At 63.0% G+C, this 21,258-nt stretch carries 23 protein-coding genes; 15 read left to right on the forward strand and 8 right to left on the reverse strand.

Annotation, left to right across the window (positions count from 1 at the left end; genetic code table 11):
* Positions 1–108: 108 nt before the first annotated feature.
* Positions 109–1,044, reverse strand: a complete 936-nt coding sequence (locus APH33_RS17805; RefSeq protein WP_054886415.1) for a lipid A biosynthesis lauroyl acyltransferase — start codon at positions 1,042–1,044, stop codon at positions 109–111.
* A gap of 111 nt (positions 1,045–1,155) precedes the next feature.
* Between APH33_RS17805 and minC the strand changes: the two genes are divergently transcribed.
* The 7 genes from minC (at position 1,156) to APH33_RS17835 (ending at position 7,839) form a co-directional block, all read left to right on the forward strand.
* The gene (gene minC, locus APH33_RS17810) at positions 1,156–1,920 is read left to right on the forward strand and encodes a septum site-determining protein MinC (RefSeq protein ID WP_054886416.1); all 765 of its coding nucleotides are present in this window, start codon (positions 1,156–1,158) and stop codon (positions 1,918–1,920) included.
* A gap of 100 nt (positions 1,921–2,020) precedes the next feature.
* A complete protein-coding gene (gene minD / locus APH33_RS17815; protein ID WP_054886417.1) occupies positions 2,021–2,833 on the forward strand; it encodes a septum site-determining protein MinD in 813 nt (270 codons plus the stop codon).
* Between the two features lie 3 nt (positions 2,834–2,836).
* Positions 2,837–3,091: a cell division topological specificity factor MinE gene (minE, locus tag APH33_RS17820; protein ID WP_003252572.1), complete on the forward strand. Its 255-nt coding sequence runs from the start codon at positions 2,837–2,839 to the stop codon at positions 3,089–3,091.
* Positions 3,092–3,175: 84 nt separating this feature from the next.
* Positions 3,176–3,811: an RluA family pseudouridine synthase gene (locus APH33_RS17825; RefSeq protein WP_054886418.1), complete on the forward strand. Its 636-nt coding sequence runs from the start codon at positions 3,176–3,178 to the stop codon at positions 3,809–3,811.
* Between the two features lie 168 nt (positions 3,812–3,979).
* Positions 3,980–5,269, forward strand: a complete 1,290-nt coding sequence (locus APH33_RS17830; protein WP_054886419.1) for a M18 family aminopeptidase — start codon at positions 3,980–3,982, stop codon at positions 5,267–5,269.
* Between the two features lie 204 nt (positions 5,270–5,473).
* The gene (locus tag APH33_RS27450; protein ID WP_165837385.1) at positions 5,474–5,641 is read left to right on the forward strand and encodes a hypothetical protein; all 168 of its coding nucleotides are present in this window, start codon (positions 5,474–5,476) and stop codon (positions 5,639–5,641) included.
* 44 nt (positions 5,642–5,685) lie between these two features.
* Positions 5,686–7,839 (forward strand): mechanosensitive ion channel family protein, encoded by a 2,154-nt coding sequence (locus tag APH33_RS17835; protein ID WP_054886420.1) that lies wholly within the window; start codon positions 5,686–5,688, stop codon positions 7,837–7,839.
* Positions 7,840–7,939: 100 nt separating this feature from the next.
* Here APH33_RS17835 and APH33_RS17840 read toward each other — a convergent pair whose 3' ends face one another.
* A complete protein-coding gene (locus APH33_RS17840) occupies positions 7,940–8,653 on the reverse strand; it encodes a UTRA domain-containing protein (RefSeq protein WP_054886421.1) in 714 nt (237 codons plus the stop codon).
* Positions 8,654–8,971: 318 nt separating this feature from the next.
* Between APH33_RS17840 and APH33_RS17845 the strand changes: the two genes are divergently transcribed.
* The 6 genes from APH33_RS17845 (at position 8,972) to APH33_RS17870 (ending at position 14,258) form a co-directional block, all read left to right on the forward strand.
* Positions 8,972–10,036 (forward strand): ABC transporter substrate-binding protein, encoded by a 1,065-nt coding sequence (locus APH33_RS17845; RefSeq protein WP_054886422.1) that lies wholly within the window; start codon positions 8,972–8,974, stop codon positions 10,034–10,036.
* Between the two features lie 145 nt (positions 10,037–10,181).
* Entirely contained in the window at positions 10,182–10,988 is an 807-nt protein-coding gene (locus APH33_RS17850; RefSeq protein WP_054886423.1) for an alkaline phosphatase family protein, read from the forward strand.
* The gene (locus tag APH33_RS17855; protein WP_054886424.1) at positions 10,985–11,815 is read left to right on the forward strand and encodes an ABC transporter permease subunit; all 831 of its coding nucleotides are present in this window, start codon (positions 10,985–10,987) and stop codon (positions 11,813–11,815) included. Before APH33_RS17850 ends, APH33_RS17855 begins: the two co-directional genes overlap by 4 nt.
* Complete coding sequence (locus APH33_RS17860; protein ID WP_054886425.1) at positions 11,805–12,599, forward strand: ABC transporter permease; 795 nt, start codon at positions 11,805–11,807, stop codon at positions 12,597–12,599. The genes APH33_RS17855 and APH33_RS17860 overlap by 11 nt, the downstream gene beginning before the upstream one ends.
* Before the next feature lies 1 nt (position 12,600).
* Positions 12,601–13,590 carry an ABC transporter ATP-binding protein gene (locus APH33_RS17865; RefSeq protein WP_054886426.1) on the forward strand — a complete coding sequence of 330 codons (990 nt, stop codon included), beginning with the start codon at positions 12,601–12,603 and terminating at the stop codon, positions 13,588–13,590.
* A 14-nt stretch (positions 13,591–13,604) separates the two neighbouring features.
* A complete protein-coding gene (locus tag APH33_RS17870; protein WP_054886427.1) occupies positions 13,605–14,258 on the forward strand; it encodes an HAD family phosphatase in 654 nt (217 codons plus the stop codon).
* Between the two features lie 112 nt (positions 14,259–14,370).
* Here the strand turns inward: APH33_RS17870 and APH33_RS17875 are convergent, their stop codons facing one another.
* Positions 14,371–15,333: an NAD(P)H-quinone oxidoreductase gene (locus tag APH33_RS17875; RefSeq protein WP_054886428.1), complete on the reverse strand. Its 963-nt coding sequence runs from the start codon at positions 15,331–15,333 to the stop codon at positions 14,371–14,373.
* 144 nt (positions 15,334–15,477) lie between these two features.
* Here APH33_RS17875 and APH33_RS17880 point away from each other — a divergent pair, with 144 nt between their 5' ends.
* Both APH33_RS17880 and APH33_RS17885 read left to right on the forward strand, forming a co-directional pair.
* Complete coding sequence (locus APH33_RS17880; protein WP_177332419.1) at positions 15,478–17,559, forward strand: carboxy terminal-processing peptidase; 2,082 nt, start codon at positions 15,478–15,480, stop codon at positions 17,557–17,559.
* Positions 17,560–17,672: 113 nt separating this feature from the next.
* Positions 17,673–18,668 carry an EAL domain-containing protein gene (locus APH33_RS17885; RefSeq protein ID WP_054886430.1) on the forward strand — a complete coding sequence of 332 codons (996 nt, stop codon included), beginning with the start codon at positions 17,673–17,675 and terminating at the stop codon, positions 18,666–18,668.
* Here APH33_RS17885 and APH33_RS17890 read toward each other — a convergent pair.
* From APH33_RS17890 to APH33_RS27535, 5 genes are all read right to left on the reverse strand, one after another.
* The gene (locus APH33_RS17890) at positions 18,650–19,018 is read right to left on the reverse strand and encodes a hypothetical protein (RefSeq protein WP_054886431.1); all 369 of its coding nucleotides are present in this window, start codon (positions 19,016–19,018) and stop codon (positions 18,650–18,652) included. The genes APH33_RS17885 and APH33_RS17890 overlap by 19 nt on opposite strands.
* Positions 19,015–19,353 carry a helix-turn-helix transcriptional regulator gene (locus tag APH33_RS17895; RefSeq protein WP_054886432.1) on the reverse strand — a complete coding sequence of 113 codons (339 nt, stop codon included), beginning with the start codon at positions 19,351–19,353 and terminating at the stop codon, positions 19,015–19,017. Before APH33_RS17895 ends, APH33_RS17890 begins: the two co-directional genes overlap by 4 nt.
* Positions 19,354–19,454: 101 nt before the next feature.
* On the reverse strand, positions 19,455–19,895 hold the full coding sequence (locus APH33_RS17900; RefSeq protein ID WP_054886433.1) for a YkvA family protein: 441 nt from the start codon (positions 19,893–19,895) through the stop codon (positions 19,455–19,457).
* Positions 19,896–20,174: 279 nt separating this feature from the next.
* Positions 20,175–20,930 (reverse strand): FKBP-type peptidyl-prolyl cis-trans isomerase, encoded by a 756-nt coding sequence (locus APH33_RS17905; RefSeq protein ID WP_027918134.1) that lies wholly within the window; start codon positions 20,928–20,930, stop codon positions 20,175–20,177.
* A 139-nt stretch (positions 20,931–21,069) separates the two neighbouring features.
* Positions 21,070–21,258, reverse strand: a 189-nt coding sequence (locus APH33_RS27535) for a hypothetical protein (protein ID WP_218187132.1), incomplete at its 5' end; no start/stop codon positions are given.

Below are 21,258 nucleotides of genomic sequence, written 5' to 3' on the forward strand. Positions count from 1 at the left end.
TGTGCTTTCAGGACTGTCCTCTTCGCGGGCACGCCCGCTACCACGGGTTATGCAATCCCTGTAGGAGCGGGCGTGCCCGCGAAGAGGCCGGCACAGGCAACAAACGGTCTAGCGTTTTTTCTTGTCGTACAGCCGTGGCGCGCCCTCAGGCCGCGACTTGAAGCGCCGGTGCGCCCACAGGTACTGCTCCGGGCACTCGCGCAGCACACCCTCGACCCACTGGTTGATACGCAGGCAATCCGCTTCTTCGCTTTCACCGGGGAAGTTCTCCAGCGGCGGGTGGATCACCAGACGATAGCCGCTGCCGTCCTCCAGGCGCTTCTGGGTGAAGGGAATCACCTGCGCCTTGCCCAAGCGGGCGAACTTGGTGGTCGCGGTGACCGTGGCTGCCGGAATACCGAACAACGGCACGAAGATGCTCTGCTTGGCGCCGTAGTCCTGGTCCGGTGCATACCAGATCGCCCGGCCCGAGCGCAGCAGCTTGAGCATGCCCCGCACGTCATCACGCTCCACGGCCAGCGAATCGAGGTTGTGCCGCTCACGGCCACTGCGCTGGATGAAGTCGAACAGCGGGTTGCCGTGCTCGCGGTACATGCCGTCGATGGTATGCGCCTGGCCAAGCAACGCGGCGCCGATCTCCAGGGTGGTGAAGTGCACCGCCATCAGAATCGCGCCCTGCCCGGCCTGCTGCGCAGCCTGCAGGTGCTCGAGGCCTTCGATGTGGGCCAGGCGCGCCAGGCGAGCCTTGGGCCACCACCAGCTCATGGCCATTTCGAAGAAGGCGATACCGGTCGAGGCAAAGTTGGCCTTGAGCAGGCGCCGCCGTTCGTCGTCGGACAGCTCCGGGAAGCACAGCTCGAGGTTGCGCGCGGCAATGCGCCGGCGCTCACCGGCCACGCGATACATCAGCGCGCCCAGGGCAGCGCCGAGCCATAGCAGGGCACGGTAGGGCAACTGCACCACCAGCCACAGCAGGCCCAGGCCCAGCCACAGGCCCCAGAATCGCGGGTGGAGGAAATAGGGTCGAAAACGCGGGCGTTCCATTGAAGCTTCCGGCAAGACAAAGGCCGAGCATTCTACATCGGATCGGCACCGGTTGCGGCCAACCGGTCTTATCGTTATAAGTCAGGGCACTTTTTTCGCAACAAGCCGTCTATGCAGACCATGAGCCCAAACCCCACACCCGACACCGCCTCCGTGTTCCAGCTCAAGGGCAGCATGCTCGCCATCACTGTGCTGGAACTGGGGCGTAACGACCTGGAAGCCCTCGACCGCCAGCTGGCGGCGAAAGTGGCCCAGGCGCCGAATTTCTTCAGCAACACGCCGCTGGTGCTGGCGCTGGACAAGCTGCCCGCCAACGAAGGGGCAATCGACCTGCCCGGGCTGATGCGTATCTGCCGCCATCATGGCCTGCGTACCCTGGCGATCCGCGCCAACCGCATCGAGGACATCGCGGCGGCGATCGCCATCGACCTGCCGGTACTGCCGCCGTCCGGCGCCCGTGAGCGGCCGCTGGAGCCCGAACCCGAGGTAAAAAAGGCCGAGCCTGCACCTGCCCCGGCAGCAGAGCCTGCGCCTGTGCCAGAGGTGCGCCCGACCCGCATCATCACCGCCCCCGTGCGCGGCGGCCAGCAGATCTATGCCCAGGGTGGCGACCTGGTGGTCACCGCCTCGGTCAGCCCGGGTGCGGAACTTCTCGCCGATGGCAACATCCATGTGTACGGCGCCATGCGCGGCCGCGCCCTGGCAGGGATCAAAGGCAATACCAAGGCGCGTATCTTCTGCCAGCAGATGACCGCTGAAATGGTCTCGATCGCCGGCCAGTACAAAGTGTGCGAAGACCTGCGCCGCGACCCGCTGTGGGGCGCTGGCGTGCAAGTCAGCCTGTCCGGTGACGTGTTGAACATCACCCGTCTTTAACGGATACTTGCCGTCATTTTTAGAGCAACTTTTTCATCTGTTGCCGTTTATTTGCATATTGCTGGGACACCTGTCCCGACTTATTTAGGGGTGAAACACCTTGGCCAAGATTCTCGTCGTTACTTCCGGCAAGGGGGGTGTGGGCAAGACCACCACCAGCGCCGCCATCGGCACCGGCCTCGCACTGCGCGGCCACAAGACTGTCATCGTCGACTTCGACGTGGGCCTGCGTAACCTCGACCTGATCATGGGCTGCGAGCGCCGTGTGGTGTACGACTTCGTCAACGTGGTCAACGGCGAAGCCAACCTGCAGCAGGCCCTGATCAAGGACAAGCGCCTGGAGAACCTGTTCGTGCTGGCCGCCAGCCAGACCCGCGACAAGGACGCGCTGACCCAGGAAGGCGTGGAAAAGGTGCTGATGGAGCTGAAAGAACAGTTCGATTACGTCATCTGCGATTCCCCGGCCGGTATCGAGAAAGGCGCGCACCTGGCGATGTACTTCGCCGACGAAGCCATTGTCGTGACCAACCCTGAAGTGTCCTCGGTGCGTGACTCGGACCGCATGCTGGGCATCCTGTCGAGCAAGTCGCGCCGCTCCGAGAACGGCGAAGAGCCGATCAAGGAACACCTGCTGATCACCCGTTACCACCCCGAGCGCGTGGAAAAGGGCGAAATGCTCAGCATCGCCGACGTCGAAGAGATCCTGGCGATCAAGCTCAAGGGTGTGATCCCCGAGTCGCAGGCCGTGCTCAAGGCCTCCAACCAGGGTATCCCGGTCATCCTCGACGACCAGAGCGATGCCGGCCAGGCGTACAGCGACACCGTCGACCGCCTCCTGGGCAAAGAGAAACCCCTGCGTTTCGTCGAAGTGCCGAAGCAAGGATTCTTCGCGCGCCTGTTTGGAGGCAAGTAAACCATGAACCTTTTTGACTTCTTTCGTGGCAGACAGAAACAGACCAGCGCGTCGGTAGCGAAAGAGCGTCTACAGATCATCGTGGCGCATGAGCGCGGCCAGCGCAGCGAACCGGACTACCTGCCGGCGCTGCAGAAAGAACTGCTGGAAGTGATCCGCAAGTATGTGAACATCGGCAACGATGATGTGCACATCGAGCTGGAAAACCAGGGCAGCTGCTCGATTCTGGAACTGAACATCACCTTGCCTGATCGCTGATTCAGGCGTTTCAGGCACAGGCGAAAACCACTGGGGCTGCATTGCAGCCCCAGTGGTTTTTGTCATTTTCACAGAGAACCCGCAATGCCGCTGTCGAACATCCAGATCCTCCATGAAGACGCCGCCATTCTGGTGATCAACAAACCGACCCTGCTGCTGTCGGTGCCCGGCCGTGCCGAGGACAACAAGGACTGCCTGATCACCCGCCTGCAGGAAAACGGCTACCCGGACGCGCTGATCGTGCACCGCCTGGATTGGGAAACCTCTGGCATCATCCTGCTGGCCCGCGATGCCGACAGCCACCGCGAGTTGTCGCGCCAGTTCCATGATCGCGAAACCGAAAAGGCCTACACCGCGTTGTGCTGGGGCCAGCCGGCGCTGGACAGCGGCAGCATCGACCTGCCCCTGCGCTACGACCCGCCAACCAAGCCACGGCATGTGGTGGACCATGAACAGGGCAAGCATGCACTGACGTTCTGGCGCATCGTCGAGCGATGCGGGGATCACTGCCGGGTCGAGCTGACCCCGATCACCGGGCGCTCGCACCAGTTGCGCGTGCACATGCTGTCGATCGGCCACCCGTTGCTGGGCGACCGCCTGTATGCCAACCCCGAGGCGCTGGCGGCCCATGAACGGCTGTGCCTGCATGCCTCGATGTTGAGCATCACCCACCCGGTCAGCGGCGAGCGCTTGAAGTTCGAGTGCCCTGCCCCCTTCTGATGCTGCAGGGCCTGTACCGGCCTCTTCGCGGCTAAAGCCGCTCCCACAGGGACGGTGCCAGCCGCAAGGCCTGTGATATCCCTTGGGAGCGGCTTTAGCCGCGAAGAGGCAGACACAAATTGTCGACTCAATAGGCTAAACTCGCGCCACTGCTGTCTGGAGTGAGTTATGCGCGAAGCACTGAATACCGGCCTGATCGAATTCCTCAAGGCCTCCCCGACGCCCTTCCATGCCACCGCCAGCCTGGCCCAGCGCCTGGAGGCGGCCGGCTACCAGCGCCTGGACGAGCGTGACAGCTGGGCTACGGTGCCCGGTGGCCGTTACTTCCTTACCCGCAATGACTCCTCGATCATCGCGATCAAGCTGGGCAAGCAGTCGCCGCTGCACAACGGCATCCGCATGGTCGGCGCGCACACCGACAGCCCTTGCCTGCGGGTCAAGCCGCAGCCTGAGTTGCAGCGCCAGGGCTTCCTGCAACTGGGCGTGGAAGTGTACGGCGGCGCGTTGCTGGCGCCGTGGTTCGACCGCGACCTGTCGCTGGCCGGGCGCGTCACCTTCCGCCGTGACGGCAAGGTAGAAAGCCAGCTGATCGACTTCAAGCTGCCGATCGCGATCATCCCCAACCTGGCGATCCACCTGAACCGCACCGCCAACGAAGGCTGGCAGATCAATCCGCAGAATGAACTGCCGCCGATTCTCGCCCAGGTGGCCGGTGACGAGCGCATCGACTTCCGCGCCGTGCTCACCGAACAGCTGGCCCGCGAGCACGACCTCAACGCCGACGTGGTGCTGGATTACGAACTGAGCTTCTACGACACTCAGGACGCCGCGCTGATCGGCCTCAATGCCGACTTCATCGCTGGCGCCCGCCTGGACAACCTGCTGTCGTGCTATGCCGGCCTGCAGGCGCTGCTCGGCGCAGACAGCGATGAAACCTGCGTGCTGGTGTGCAACGACCATGAAGAAGTCGGCAGCTGCTCGGCCTGTGGCGCCGATGGCCCGATGCTCGAACAGACCCTGCAGCGCCTGCTGCCGGATGGCGATGCCTATGTGCGCACCATCCAGCGCTCGCTGATGGTCTCGGCCGACAACGCCCACGGCGTGCACCCCAACTATGCCGACAAGCACGACGGCAACCACGGGCCCAAGCTCAACGCCGGGCCGGTGATCAAGGTCAACAACAACCAGCGCTACGCCACCAACAGCGAAACCGCCGGGTTCTTCCGGCACCTGTGCATGGCCGAGGAAGTGCCGGTGCAGAGCTTCGTGGTGCGCAGCGACATGGGCTGTGGTTCGACCATCGGGCCGATCGCCGCCAGCCATCTGGGGGTGCGCACGGTAGATATCGGTTTGCCGACCTTTGCCATGCACTCGATCCGCGAGCTGTGTGGCAGCCATGACCTGGCGCACCTGGTGAAAGTGCTTTCGGCCTTCTACCGTAGCCGCGAGCTGCCCTGAGATTGATGTAGGCAGGTCCGGCCTCTTCGCGGGCAAGCCCGCTCCCACAAGTCCTCCACAAGATTCAAATCCTGTGCGATACCTGTGGGAGCGGGCGTGCCCGCGAAGAGGCCGGGCCTGCAAACAGATGCCCAGGATCAATCCCCCTTCTGTCCAACCCGCTATGCTTGTTGTATGGCCCCTTAAGCAGAAGGACCGCTGCACATGTCCCCCTTTCTCTCACTGTTCGTGCCGGTATTCCTGTTCCTGATGCTGCTGACCATCGGTTTCAGCATGCGCGAGCGCAATATCGGCGTGCTGATGATGTGGATCGGCACCTTGGGCATCTTTGGCCTCACCTGCTGGACGATCCTGGAGAAACTGCCCACATAAACCTCTACACTCGGTCAATCGTTTGACCTGAGGTAGATTTCCCGGTGCCAGCCTTCCTTCGTTGCCTAGCCCTGCTGCTATTCATCTTCCTGTCCCCGGCCCACGCGGCCGGCCTGCCCAGCTTGCTGGGCTCCAGCGCCCCCGCTCAGCCGGAGGCCACCGAGCCGCTGGCCAATTCACTGGACGAGGTGATCAAGAACCTCGAAAACGACCAGCAACGCACCAAGCTGCTGGCCGACCTGAAGAAGCTGCGCGACGCCACCAGGCAATCGCAACCTACCGTCGAACAGGGCGTCCTGGGCCTGATCGGCGGCGCCCTGCACGACTTCGAGAAGCAGTTCAGCGGTGACTCCAGCCCGTTCTACCGCTGGTCGCAGGAAATCGAACAGGCCCAGGCCGAACTGGCCGAACTGATCGTACCGGTGCATCAGTGGCCGGCCATCCTGTTCGGCTTTGCCGCGGTGATCGCGGTGTGGAGCTTGCTGGCCTATGCCTTCAACTGGATTGGCCACCGCGTGCGGGTGCGTTTCGGCCTGACCGAGGAGCTGCCGCAACACCCCCGTACCTGGGACCTGGTGCGCTTCGCCCTGCGCAAGTTGGGGCCGTGGATGGTGGCGCTGATCTTCACTGTGTACCTGAGCTTTGCCCTGCCCCCGTCGCTGGGCAAATCGCTGGCGATGGTGCTGGCCTATGCACTGGTGGTCGGTACCTGTTTCTCGGCCATCTGCGTGATTGCCTTCTCGCTGCTCGACGGCCCCCATCGCCACCGCGCCCTGCACATCCTGCGCCACCAGGCCTTCCGCCCGCTGTGGCTGATCGGCAGCTTCGCCGCCTTTGGCGAGGCCATGAGCGACCCGCGCATGCAGGTCGCACTCGGTACCCACCTGGCCCACGCCCTGGCGACCCTGGCCAATGTCATCGCGGCGCTGTCGTCGGGCCTGTTCATCCTGCGCTTCCGCCGGCCGATCGCCCACCTGATCCGCAACCAGCCCCTGGCCCGGCGCCTGACCCGACGCACCCTGAGCGACACCATCGAGATCCTCGGCAGCTTCTGGTTCGTGCCGGCACTGATCCTGGTGGCCATTTCGCTGTTCGCCACCTTCATTTCCGCCGGTGACACCAGCACTGCCCTGCGCCAGTCATTGATGTGCACCGTGCTGGTGGTGGTATGCATGGTGCTCAACGGGCTGGTCCGCCGCCACGCCGCCAACCCCAAACGCGCCAACAAGCGCCAGGCGGTGTACGCCGAGCGCCTGCGCAATTTTGCCTACCTGCTGGTGCACCTGTTCATCTGGCTGGTATTCATCGAACTGGGCTTGCGCGTATGGGGCCTGTCGATGATCGGCTTCGCCGAGGGCGAAGGCCATGAAGTGAGCCTGCGCCTGCTGGGCCTGGCCGGCACGCTGATTGTCGCCTGGCTGGTATGGATCCTTGCCGACACCGCCGTACACCATGCCCTGGTCCGCTCGCGCCGGGGCCTGGCCAACGCCCGTGCGCAGACCATGATGCCGCTGATCCGCAACGTGATGTTCGTGGTGATCTTCATCATTGCGGTGATCGTCGCCCTGGCCAACATGGGCATGAACGTCACGCCGCTGCTGGCTGGTGCCGGCGTGATCGGCCTGGCCATCGGTTTTGGCGCGCAGTCGCTGGTAGCCGACCTGATCACCGGCCTGTTCATCATCATCGAAGACTCGCTGGCGATCGACGATTATGTCGATGTCGGCGGCCACCTGGGCACGGTCGAGGGCCTGACCATCCGTACCGTACGCCTGCGCGATATCGACGGCATCGTGCACACCATCCCGTTCAGCGAGATCAAGAGCATCAAGAACTACTCCCGTGAGTTCGGCTACGCGATCTTCCGCGTCGCCATCCCGCACAGCATGAACATCGACCAGGCCATCACGCTGATCCGCGAAGTGGGGCAGAAACTGCGTAACGACCCGCTGATGCGCCGCAATATCTGGTCGCCGCTGGAGCTGCAGGGGGTGGAGAGTTTCGAGTCAGGCTCGGCGATCCTGCGGGCACGCTTCAAGACCGCGCCGATCAAGCAGTGGGAAGTGTCGCGGGCGTTCAACCTGGCGCTCAAGCGCCAGCTCGATGAAGCCGGGCTGGACCTGGCCACGCCGCGGCTGTCGGTGCAGGTGGTGACTGCCGGAGGTGGCCAAATGGCGGAATCCGGTTCTTCCAGCTAAGGCCCTTTCGCGGGCTCGCCCGCTCCCACAGGGTGCTCACTGGTATTGAAACCTGCGCGTTACCTGTGGGAGCGGGCAAGCCCGCGAAGAATCCAACACCTCAGCCCGCCTGCGCGCGGATGCGAATGGCATCGTGCCGCCAGTATTCAAGGTCACAGTCGATCAGGCGCCCATGCTGGTCGCTGTTGACCCGGGTGATATGCAACCCGGGGCTTCCCGTAGAGACCTTGAGGGCAGCAGCCGCTTCCACCGGCAAGGCGGTCGGCAGGATCTCGAAGCACACCTGCCCGTAGCGGATGCCGTACACCCGCCCGTAGATCTCGGTCAGCGACTGCGCCAGGTCCTGCTCGAGGATCCCGGGAAAATACCTCGGGTTCAGGTAATGCTCGGCGTACAGCACCGCCCGCCCATCGATGCGCCGTAACCGGCATATTCGCACCACGCTGGACAGCGCCGGCAGTTGCAGGCGCGCGCAGATTGCCGCCGAAGCCGGCTGCAGACGCGCCGAGAGCAGCTCGGTGCTGGCCTCCCGCCCCTGGTCCCGCACCATCGCATGAAAGTGGCTACGCTCGATCAGGTCGTAGGTCAGACGTTGCGGTGCGACGAACCAGCCGCGCCGTTCTTCGCGGTAGATCAGGCCCTGGGCTTCCAGCTGCACCAGCGCCTCGCGCAGGGTGATGCGCGTGGTGGCGAACACCTCGCTGAGCTTGCGTTCGGCCGGCAGCTTGCCGCCCGGTGCCAGCAGGCCGTGCTCGATCTGCTCCTGCAGGGCATGGCAGATGGCTGTTACCGCGCGCGGGGGCGTCGACTGCATCAAAAGGTTACCTATCTGGACTAGTCCAGCCCCATAACGAGGCCTCTGGAGAATAGTGCAAGCCTAGGCAGGGCTGATGAACATCCTGTGACAAAGGCCTCGGCCGGGTACTGCCAGAAACGCGCCAGGCCAGCATATCCGGGGCCATCGGGTGGTCTACGCTGTAGCGTCAAGGCCTTGTGCAGGCTTTGCCCTACATCAAACTGTCATGCAAGCGGCCTACCTTGGCTCAAGCTTTGCTGACCTAGACCAACGGTCAGCAAAAACCGCTTCACTCATAACAACGATCGCTAAAGGCACCCACCCAAGGAGCTTCGGATGAAAAAGTTGTTCATGGCGTCACTGCTCGGTTCGGCCATTACCCTGTGCACCTCGGCGATGGCCGCAGGCCCCGACCTCAAAGCCCTGGAAGACGCCGCCCGCAAGGAAGGCAACGTCAACAGCGTGGGCATGCCGGATGCCTGGGCCAACTGGAAGGGCACCTGGGAAGACCTGGCCAGCAAATACGGCCTGAAGCACAGCGACACGGACATGAGTTCGGCCCAGGAAATCGCCAAGTTCGAAGCCGAGAAGGACAACGCCAGCGCCGACATCGGCGACGTCGGTGCCGCCTTCGGCCCGATCGCCGCCAGCAAGGGCGTGACCCAACCCTACAAGCCAAGTACCTGGGACCAGGTGCCGGAGTGGGCCAAGGACAAGGACGGCCATTGGGCGCTGGCCTATACCGGCACCATCGCCTTCATCATCAACAAGGACCTGGTCAAGGAAGGCGATCGCCCGACCACTTGGCACGACCTTGAAAAAGGCAAGTACAAGGTCGCCATCGGTGACGTCAGCACCGCCGCCCAGGCTGCCAATGGCGTGCTGGCTGCGGCCATCGCCTACAAGGGCGATGAAGGCAACCTGGCCCCGGGCCTGCAGTTGTTTACCAAGCTGGCCCAGCAGAAGCGCCTGTCGCTGGCCAACCCGACCATCCAGACCATCGAGAAGGGCGAGGTCGAGGTCGGCGTGGTCTGGGATTTCAACGGCCTGAGCTACCGCGAGCAGATCGACCCCAAGCGTTTCGAAGTGCTGATCCCATCGGACGGTACGGTGATCTCGGGCTACACCACCATCATCAACAAGTACGCCAAGCACCCGAACGCGGCCAAGCTTGCACGTGAGTACATCTTCAGCGACGCCGGGCAGATCAACCTGGCCAAGGGCCATGCGCGGCCGATCCGTGCCGAGCACCTGAAACTGCCGGAGGATGTGCAGGCCAAGCTGCTGCCCAACGAGCAATACAAGGCCGCGCAGCCGATCAAGAATGCCGAGGTGTGGGAAGCGACTTCGAAGAAGCTGCCGCAGATGTGGCAGGAGCAAGTGATCATCGAGATGGAATAAAGGGCTAGCTTTTGTAGTACCTGATCTGGCCCTTTCGCGGGCACGCCCGCTCCCACAGGGATTGCACATGCTTTGAAAGCTGTGCTGTACCTGTGGGAGCGGGCATGCCCGCGAAGAAGCCAACGCGGATTTGACTGGAGCCACCATGCAACACAACGTCATCCTGGTCCTGCTCGACGGCCTCAACTACCAGGTCGCGCACCATGCCATGGGCCACCTGCACGCCTACGTCGAGGCCGACCGCGCCGCGCTGTACCGTATGGAATGCGAATTGCCGTCGCTGTCACGGCCGCTGTACGAGTGCATCCTCACCGGTGTCGCACCGATCGACAGCGGCATCGTGCACAACAACGTCAACCGCCTGTCCAACCAGCGCAGCGTGTTCCACTACGCCCGCGAAGCCAACCTGGGGACTGCCGCGGCGGCCTATCACTGGATGAGCGAGCTGTACAACCGCTCGCCCTTCGACCCCCAGCGCGACCGCCACACCCACGCGCCGAAGCTGCCGATCCAGCACGGCCTGTTCTACTGGGACGACCGCTATCCCGACTCACACTTGCTGGCCGACGGCGAATACCTGCGCCGCCGCCATGCGCCGAATTTCCTGCTGGTGCATCCGATGAGCATCGACGACGTCGGCCACCGCCATGGCCTGGACAGCAGCCAGTACCGTAATGCCGCGCGCAGCGCCGATATCCTGTTGTCCGACTACCTGCCGCTCTGGCTGGAAGAGGGCTACCAGGTGCTGGTAACCGCCGACCATGGCATGAACAACGACCGCTCGCACAACGGCTTGCTGGCCGAAGAGCGTGAAGTGCCGCTGTTCGTGTTCGGCGACGCCTTCAGCCTCGACCCGGCTGCCAAACCGCTGCAGACCGAACTGTGCGGGACCATCTGCGAGCTGCTCGGGGCGGCGCACGACAAGTCGGTTTGCCGGGAGTTGCTCAAGTGAACCGTGGCCGCTACCTGGCCCTGCTCTGCCTGCTGCCGTTCGCGGTGTTCTTCGTGATCTTCCAGATCGCCCCGCTGGCCTGGGTGGCGATCAACAGCCTGCAATCGGAAGCAGGCTGGGGCATGGACAACTTCAGCAAGGTGTTCGCCTCGAAGTTCTACCTGCAAGCGCTGCAGCGCAGCCTGGAGATCAGCTTCTGGTCGAGCCTGTTCGGTATCGTCATCGCCACCCTCGGCGCCTATTCGCTGCGCCAGGTCGACTCGAAGCTGCGCGACTTCGTCAGCGCCTTCGCCAACATGACCAGCAACTTCGCCGGGGTGCCGCTGGCCTTCGCCTTCATCATCCTGCTCGGCTTCAACGGCGCGCTGACCCTGCTGCTGAAACAGATCGGCCTGCTGGAGGACTTCAGCATCTACTCCAAGAGCGGGCTGATCCTGGTCTACACCTATTTCCAGATCCCGCTTGGCGTACTGCTGCTCTACCCCGCCTTCGACGCCCTGCGCGAAGACTGGCGCGAGTCGGCCGCGCTGCTCGGTGCCAGCCACTGGCAGTTCTGGCGGCATATCGGCCTGCCGGTACTGACCCCGGCGCTGCTCGGCACCTTCGTCATCCTGCTGGCCAACGCCCTCGGCGCCTACGCCACCGTGTACGCCCTGACCACCGGCAACTTCAACGTACTGCCGATCCGCATCGCCGGCCTGGTGGCTGGTGATATCAGCCTCGACCCGAACCTGGCCAGCGCCCTGGCGATGGTGCTGGTGGGGCTGATGACGCTGGTGACGGTGGTTCATCAATGGCTGCTCAAGAGGAGCTACCATGCGCGCTGAAAAAACCTCCGCCGGGCTCTACCATCGGCTGGTGGTGTACCTGCTGTTCCTGATCCTGCTGCTACCGCTGGCCGGTACCCTGCTCTACTCGTTGGCCACCAGCTGGTCGGCAAGCCTGCTGCCCAGCGGCCTGACTTTCAAGTGGTATGTCGCGCTGTGGAGCGAGCCACGCTTCCTGGCCGCGTTCGGCCAGTCGCTGCTGGTGTGCGTGGGCGCGTTGCTGCTGTCGGTGGTGCTGATCCTGCCGCTGCTGTTCGTGGTGCACTACCACTTCCCGAAACTCGATGCACTGATGAACATCCTTATCCTGCTGCCCTTTGCGGTACCGCCGGTGGTGTCCTCGGTGGGCCTGCTGCAGCTCTACGGCAGCGGCCCACTGGCGATGGTCGGCACGCCGTGGATCCTGATCGGCTGCTACTTCACCATCGCCTTGCCGTTCATGTACCGGGCAATTACCAACAACCTGCAGGCAATCAACCTGCGCGACCTGATGGACGCCGCCCAACTGCTCGGCGCCAGCACCTGGCAGGCCGCCCTGCTGGTGGTGCTGCCTAACCTGCGCAAAGGCCTGCTGGTGGCGCTGCTGCTGTCGTTCTCGTTCCTGTTCGGCGAATTCGTGTTCGCCAACCTGCTGGTCGGCACTCGCTATGAGACCTTGCAGGTGTACCTGAACAACATGCGCAACAGCAGTGGCCACTTCAACAGCGCGCTGGTGATTTCGTATTTCGCCTTCGTGCTGGTGCTGACCTGGGTCGCCAACCGCCTGAACAAGGACAAAACCTGACATGAGCTTCGTCAGCGTACAAAACCTGCAAAAAAGCTATGCCGGCAGCCCGGTGTTCGAGCACATCGACTGCCAGATCGAACGCGGCGAGTTCGTCACCCTGCTCGGCCCCTCCGGCTGCGGCAAATCCACACTGTTGCGTTGCATCGCCGGGCTGACCCCGGTAGACGGCGGCAAGATCCTCCTCGACGGCCACGACATCGTGCCGCTAAGCCCGCAGAAGCGCGGCATCGGCATGGTGTTCCAGAGCTATGCGCTGTTCCCCAACATGACCGTGGAGCAGAACGTTGCCTTTGGCCTGCGCATGCAGAAGGTCAAGGCCGATGAAAGCCAGCAGCGCGTGCGCGAAGCACTGGAGCTGGTGGAGCTGGGCAGCTTCGCCGGGCGTTACCCGCATCAACTGTCCGGTGGCCAGTGTCAGCGTGTGGCCCTGGCCCGTTCGCTGGTCACTCGCCCGCGCCTGCTGCTGCTCGACGAACCGTTGTCGGCGCTGGATGCGCGCATTCGCAAACACCTGCGTGAGCAGATCCGCACGATCCAGCGCGAACTGGGGCTGACCACCATCTTCGTCACCCACGATCAGGAGGAGGCGCTGACGATGTCTGACCGCATTTTCCTGATGAACCAGGGGCGCATCGTCCAGAGCGGCGATGCCGAAACCCTCTACACCGCGCCGGTGGACCTGTTCGCCGCCGGTTTCATCGGCAACTACAACCTGCTCGACGCCGACAGCGCCAGCCGCCTGCTGCAACGGCCGGTGGCCGGTCGCCTGGCAATCCGGCCCGAATCGATAACCCTGGGCCTGGACGGTGAACTGGACGCCGAGGTGCGCAGTCACAGCCTGCTCGGCAACGTCATCCGCTACCGGGTATACGTGCGTGAGGTGGAACTGGTGGTCGACGTGCTCAACCGCTCGCCACAGGACCTGCATGCCGACGGCCAGCGGGTCTCCCTGTCGATCGACCCCACGGCGTTGCGCGAAGTGGCTTAAGGAGAATCAGCAAGATGGCACTGGCAATTTTCGATCTGGACGAAACCCTGATCCACGGCGACTGTGCGTCGCTGTGGAGCGAACAGATGGCCCGGCTGGGCTGGGTCGACAGCAAGGCGTTCCTGCGCCGCGACCATGAACTGATGGAGGCCTACGGCAAGGGCCACCTGCGCATGGAAGACTACATGGCCTTCAGCCTGGAGCCGATTGCCGGGCGCACGCTGGAAGAGGTAGAGCACTTGGTGGAGCCGTGGGTCGAGGAGGTGATCGAGCCGATCATCTACGGCGACGCCTGCCGCTGCATTGCCGAGCACCGCCAGCGAGGCGACCGGGTCCTGATCATTTCTGCCTCAGGCACGCACCTGGTGGGGCCGATTGCGGCGCGGCTGGGGGTTGATGAGTACCTGGCGATTGAACTGGAGGCAGTCAACGGGGTGTATACCGGCAACACCCATGGGGTGTTGACCTACCGCGAGGGCAAGATCACCCGGTTGCTGGAATGGCTGGATCAGGAGCAGGAGAACCTCGAAGGGGCGAGTTTCTATTCCGATTCGCGCAATGACCTGCCGCTGTTGTTGAAGGTGGATCATCCGCATGTGGTGAACCCGGATGCGGTATTGCGCGAGCATGCCGAGAAGAATGGCTGGCCAATCCTGAGCTGGTCCTGAAGATTACGGTGGACCTCTTCGCGGGCACGCCCGCTCCCACAGGCACCCACAGTTTTCGGACTTGTGGTGATGACTGTGGGAGCGCGCGTGCCCGCGAAAGGGCCTGGCCTGCTTACGCCAGGCTCGGGTCGATGACCATCACCAGCTTGCCGGACACCTGGTTGCTCTCAAGCTCGGCATAAGCCGCCTGGGCAAACTCCACCGGGTAGGTATCGACCAGTTGCGGCGACAGTCGCCCTTCGGCAAACAGCGGCCACACCTGCTGCTGCAATTCACGCAGCAGCTCGGCCTTGAAGCCATCATCGCGGTTGCGCAGGGTCGAGCCGGTGATCTCCAGGCGTTTGCCCAGCACCTGTGCCAGGTCCAGCTCGAACGTGCGCCCGCCCATCAGGCCAATGATCACCCAACGCCCGTCACGCGCCAGCAGCTTGAGGTTCAGCTCACCGTAGCTGGCACCCACCGGGTCCAGAATCACGTCGAACGGCCCAATGCCTTCCAGCGCGTCGAGGTTCTGGTTGCGCACCACGCCACCCGCTGCGCCCAGCGCCTCACAGTAGTCCAGGCGGTCCTGGGAACCGACACTGACCCAGATCGGGCTGCCAAAGGCCTTGCACAGCTGAATCGCCGCCGAGCCCACACCGCTGGCGCCTGCATGCACCAGCACCTTCTCACCGGCCTTCACCTTGCCCAGCTGGAAGATGTTCAGCCACGCCGTGGCATACACCTCCGGCAGTGCCGCCGCTTCATGCAGGCTCAGGCCCTCTGGCACCGGCAACACATGGCGCGCATCGACCACCACTTCTTGCGCCATGGCACCGCTGGCCAGCAGCGCGCAGACGCGGTCGCCCACCCGCCAGTCAGCGCCGGCACCGACCTCCTCGATCACCCCGGCGCACTCCAGGCCCATGTATGGGCTCGCGCCTGGCGGCGGTGGATACAGCCCTTTCATCTGCAACAGATCGGCGCGGTTCAGCCCCGCTGCAGCCACGCGAATGCGCACTTGGCCCGCGTCACAGGCCGGGCGTTCGGCCTCGACCCAGGCCACATGTCCGTCAACGCCTTGCAATGCCTTCACAGTGCCTCCATAGTTGATTCACAGACTGAGCCTGAGGAGCCCGCTCCTCAGGCTTTTTTGCAGTATTTGCCCGGCTCTGATGGAACCGGCGAACGGATAAGACGGCCTACTATGCGTGATCAATTGCCTCCACGTCGAATCAGCATGAAGCATTTCCTTCCCAGCACCGCCCTGGCCCTGATGGTTGGCCTGGGCAGCCTCACGCTCGGCGGCAATGCGGCGGCCGCCAACAAGTGGGACAGCCTGCAGCCGGACCGCGACGAAATCGTCGCCAGCCTCAATGTGGTGGAGCTGCTCAAGCGTCACCACTACAGCAAGCCGCCGCTCGATGACGCCCGCTCGGTGATCATCTACGACAGCTATATCAAGCTGCTCGACCCGGCCCGCAGCTACTTCACCGCAGCCGACATCGCTGAATTCGACAAGTGGAAGACGCAGTTCGACGACTTCCTCAAGAGCGGCAACCTCGACCCCGGCTTCACCATCTACAAGCGCTACCTCGACCGCGTCAAGCAGCGCCTGGACTTCGCCCTGGCCGAGCTGGCCAAGGGCGTCGACAAGATCGACTTCACCACCCGCGAAACCTTGCTGATCGACCGCAAGGATGCCCCGTGGGAGAAGGACCAGGCCGCGCTCGACGAGCTGTGGCGCAAACGCGTCAAGGACGAGGTGCTACGCCAGAAGATCGCCGGCAAAGAGCCGAAGCAGATCCAGGAAACCCTGACCAAGCGCTACAAGAACCAGCTGGCGCGCCTTGACCAGACCCGGGCCGAAGACATTTTCCAGGCCTACATCAATACCTTTGCCCAGTCCTACGACCCGCACACCAACTACCTGTCGCCAGACAACGCCGAGAACTTCGACATCAACATGAGCCTGTCGCTCGAAGGTATCGGCGCGGTGCTGCAGAGCGACAACGACCAGGTCAAGATCGTACGCCTGGTGCCGGCAGGCCCGGCCGCCAAGACCAAGCAGGTGGCACCGGCCGACAAGATCATCGGCGTCGCCCAGGGCAACAAGGAGATGGTCGACGTGGTCGGCTGGCGCCTGGACGAAGTGGTCAAGCTGATCCGTGGCCCGAAAGGCTCGGTGGTGCGCCTGGAAGTCATCCCGGCCAGCAATGCGCCAAGCGACCAGACCAGCAAGATCGTCTCGATCACCCGCGAATCGGTAAAGCTCGAAGAACAGGCAGCGAAGAAGTCGGTGCTCAAGCTCAAGCAGGACGGGCGTGAGTACAAGCTCGGCATCATCGAGATCCCGGCCTTCTACCTGGACTTCAAGGCTTACCGCGCCGGTGACCCGGAGTACAAGAGCACCACGCGCGACGTGAAGAAACTGCTCACCGAGCTGCAGAAGGAGAAAGTCGACGGCGTGGTGATCGACCTGCGCAACAACGGCGGCGGCTCCCTGCAGGAAGCCACCGAGCTGACCAGCCTGTTCATCGAGAAAGGCCCGACCGTGCTGGTCCGCAACAGCGACGGCCGCGTCGATGTGCTCGAGGATGAAAACCCGGGCGCCTTCTACAAAGGCCCGATGGCGCTGCTGGTCAACCGCCTGTCAGCCTCGGCCTCGGAGATCTTCGCCGGCGCCATGCAGGACTACCACCGTGCGCTGATCATCGGTGGCCAGACCTTCGGCAAAGGCACCGTGCAGACCATCCAGCCTCTCAACCATGGCGAGCTGAAGCTGACCCTGGCCAAGTTCTACCGCGTTTCCGGGCAGAGCACCCAGCATCAGGGCGTGCTCCCGGACATCGACTACCCATCGATCATCGACACCAAGGAAATCGGCGAGAGCGCCCTGCCGGAAGCGATGCCGTGGGACACCATCCGCCCGGTGGTCAAGCCCGCAGTCGACCCATTCAAGCCGTTCCTGGCCGACCTCAAGGCCAAACATGACGCTCGCAGCGCCAAGGACGCCGAGTTCACCTACATCCGTGACCGCCTGGCCCTGACCCAGAAGCTGATGGACGAGAAGACCGTCAGCCTCAACGAGCAAGAACGACGTGCCCGCCACGATGAGGTCGAAGCCAAGCAGCTGGCCATGGAGAACATTCGTCGCAAGGCCAAGGGCGAGGAGCCACTCAAGGAGCTGAAGAAAGTCGACGAGGACGCCCTGCCGGAAGAGGATGACAAGACCAAGCCGGAAGATGATGCGTACCTGGCCGAGACCGGTCGCATCCTTATCGACTACCTGAGCGAAAGCACCAAGATGGCGAAGAAGTAACCGACCAATGATGGCAGATTAATGTGATCCGTCATCAAACAGTCATGGCACTTTCGTGAAATAGAGGGGCCGGGCATGCAAATGCCCGGCCCTTTCATTTTCAGGATACCGTCATGACCATCGCCGAACAGCTCAGTGCATTGAGTGTAATTCTGGCTCAGCGCAGCATTCACAGCTTGTTCCAACCGATCGTCTGCCTCGGCGAACGGCGGGTCTTCGGCCATGAAGCCTTGAGCCGTGGCCCCTCCAACAGCCCGCTGCATTCGCCCTTGAACCTGTTCGCCATCGCCCGCCAGGCCGGTCGACTGACCGAACTGGAGGCCGCGTGCCGTGAAAGTGCGTGCCGACGCTTCAGCGAACAGGGGCTCGACGGCAAGCTGTTTCTGAACATCTCGCCCGAATCGCTGCTGGAACCGCACTATCCTTCCGGGCGCACCCTCAAGCTCCTCGAACAAGTGGGGTTGCCGCCCAGTCGGGTGGTGATCGAGCTTACCGAGCAGACCCCTGCCGACGATTTCCAGCTGTTGTCCAACGCCTTGCACCATTATCGCGACATGGGCTTTTCCATCGCCCTGGACGACCTCGGCGCCGGTTATTCGAGCCTGCGCCTGTGGTCGGAGCTGCGTCCCGAGTACGTGAAGATCGACCGCCACTTCATCGATGGCATCCACCGCGACCCGCTCAAGCGCGAATTCGTCGGCTCCATCCTGCAGATTGCCAGGGCCTCGAAGGCGCAAGTGATCGCCGAAGGGATCGAGTTGCCGGAAGAGCTGGCGGTATTGACCGAGATGGGCGTGGACCTGGTACAGGGGTACCTGATGGGACGGCCGCAGGATATGGGGGTGCGAGAAGATCAGCTAATGGCTCAAGTGCTGCCGGCGGCCTTGGTCGAACAGCCAACGGTGGGGCTGAATGCCACGCTTGGCCAGGTCATGGATTTGTTTGGCCGCTATGGTGACCTGAAGGAACTGGATGTACGGGATGCCGATGGCAACCCTTGCGGCGTGATCCATCGAGATGCTCTGTCTGTGCTGGCGTCTTCGCGGCGGTTCGACGCCTCGCAGAGGCCAGCACAGGGAGCCCACACTGTTCAGGCATGCTCGGGATAACTGTACTCAAACACCCGAACGACCTCGGAGGCATGCCAGGACGCCGCCTCCATGCCATCCACAGGCCCCGCGAAACGCCCCAGGCGCTCCACACACTCGAAGAAGCCGGTTCGCGGCAGACGGCTGGCACCCTGGCTGATCACCAGCGAGCTGCGCAAGGGCTGCTCGGCACGGGCATCGAGCACCGCCAGGTATTCCAGCGCAGCGGTGAGGGTCTGCATGGCCGGGCTGGGCAATTGCAGGCGCTCGATCAGTGCACGGTAGGTGAGCAGGTGGCGTTGACGGCGGGCCAGGTCAAGCTCGTCCAGCAGGCTCTGCCATTGCTGTCGGCTGATCCTGACCTGGCTCATGACGGCTCGCTCCAGCCGGCTACCCCCAGATGCCAGGCCAGGGCGCGGCGGATCGCGGCATCCGGCTGGCGCTCACCCGATTCGATCATGGCCAGGTAAGCCGGGCTGACCCCGACATTACGCGCCAGTTGCTCAGGGGCGATGCCTTTGGCCTGGCGCAGTTGCGCCACTTCGCTGAACGCTGGCAGGCTGGCTGCAGGCGCGCTTTGCTGCGCTGATTCGGCAACCGCCTCGGCGGGCGCTTCCCCGGCTGCCTTGAGCAAGGCCTGGTACTGCTCCCAGGGCACGACGGCATACTCGGGTTGACCGTCCCGGCTAATAACCTGAATACCCATTACAACCCCCTTACGTAAGGATTACCGCATGTAATCCGTAGGCATAACGCTTATGCCAATTATATTACCAAGCGCGGGAGTCTGTGGGGACTTGCTCGATTTCAGTGCGTATTACGCTCCAGCCGCAGTGCTTCCGGGGTGTCGGGCAGGCGTTCGACTACCCGCAGGCGCTCGGGCGCCTGGCTGTCGCGCCAGGCCTTGAAGCGCGCCAGCTCATCAGCCACGGTCTTCAGGACCCAGCCGAGCACAGCGATGTCATCGAGAAAACCGACACCCAGAATCCAGTCGGGAATGGCGTCGATGGGGCTGACGAAGTACAGCAGGCCGGCGACGATGGTCACCAGTGCCTTGGGACTGATGGCGCGGTATTCACCCCGCCACCAGGCCAGGCACAGCGACTGCAGTAACTTGACGTCGTCGCGCAGCTGGCCGATGCGCGGGCCTTTGCGGGCTACTGCGAACAGCAAGGCCGGCAAGCGGCCACGGCTGAGCAGGCGCTCGGCCAGAGGCAGGAAACGGGCGAAATTCCAGGGTGCGCTCATGGAGCCTCCAGCAGGTAAAGGTTATCCACATTTATTGTGGATAACCTTGTGAACAGGACGAAGTTTGTGACGGCGGGCGCCCACAAGGCAAGGGTCCCGCTCAGATCGGGCGTTTTTTACGCAGCCGTTTCAGATCTGCAAACGATATGCGTCAGAAGCTTCCGGCTTCTTCACACTGCACTTGCTCGGACAATAGCCGCCGCACGAGGTTCGCCGAATGAGCCTTCACAAACGACAACGCCCCGTCAGGACGGGGCGTTGTGCAAGTACCAGCCGTTGTTACTTGGCAGGTGCTTCGGCCGGGGCTTCAGCTTCGGGTGCTTCGCCACCCTGCAGCTGGGCCGGGTCCTTGATGGCGATCAGTTCCAGGTCGAACACCAGCACCGAATTGGCCGGGATCAGCGGGCTCGGGCTTTGGGCGCCGTAGGCCAGTTCGGCCGGGATGAACAGTTTGTACTTCTCGCCAACGTGCATCAGCTGCAGGCCTTCGACCCAGCCAGGGATCACACCGCTGACGGGCAGGTCGATCGGGCTGCCACGCTCGACCGAGCTGTCGAACACCTTGCCATCGATCAGCTTGCCTTCGTAGTGAACGGTGACTACGTCGGTCGGCTTTGGCTGCGGGCCGTCGGCCTTCTTCACGACTTCATACTGCAGGCCAGAGGCGGTGGTAACCACACCAGGCTTCTTGGCGTTCTCTTCGAGGAATTTCTTGCCAGCACTGGCAGCTTCTTCGCTGGCCTTGGCCAGGCGCTCTTCGGCGCGCTTCTGCAGCGCGGTGAAGGCTTCTACCAGTTCTTCGTCCTTGATGCGTTGCTCTTTCTTGCCGACAGCGTCTTCGATGCCGAGAGCGACCGCTTTCGAATCCAGGTCTTCCATGCCTTCCTGGGCCAGGCTCTTGCCCATGTTCAGGCCGATACCGTAGGAGGCTTTCTGTGCCGGAGTTTTCAGCTCGGGGCTGCTGGCTTGTTGATCACAGCCAGCCAGTACCAGGCCTACCAGGGCAACCGCAGCCGCCAGACGATGCTGTTTCATGCTATTTCCTTGTTCATGCGCCATAAGGGCAATCAGGGTAAAGCCGCGAGCTTATCAGGCGGCCATCACCAATGGCTACCGGCATAGGAGCGGGTTTTCGTAAGGAAGTTCAGTAGGTAAAAGCTTCTTCATGGAAGCTTTACAGCCATTTGCCAGTATTGACCCTTTGTGTTGGGTTTTCCTGGTTTTTGTGGCTTTTTATTTCGGCGGGTTCTGAGGTGGCGAGTGGTGAGTTTGGGAGGCTGAGGATGGCAGGATTTAAATTTGTGCCAGGGCTACCAAGTGCCTGCCTCGACAGCTTCAGCGCCTGTGAGATCGAGCGCCGCCC

Source organism: Pseudomonas sp. NBRC 111130, from assembly GCF_001320485.1.
Taxonomy (GTDB): Bacteria; Pseudomonadota; Gammaproteobacteria; order Pseudomonadales; family Pseudomonadaceae; genus Aquipseudomonas; species Aquipseudomonas vlassakiae.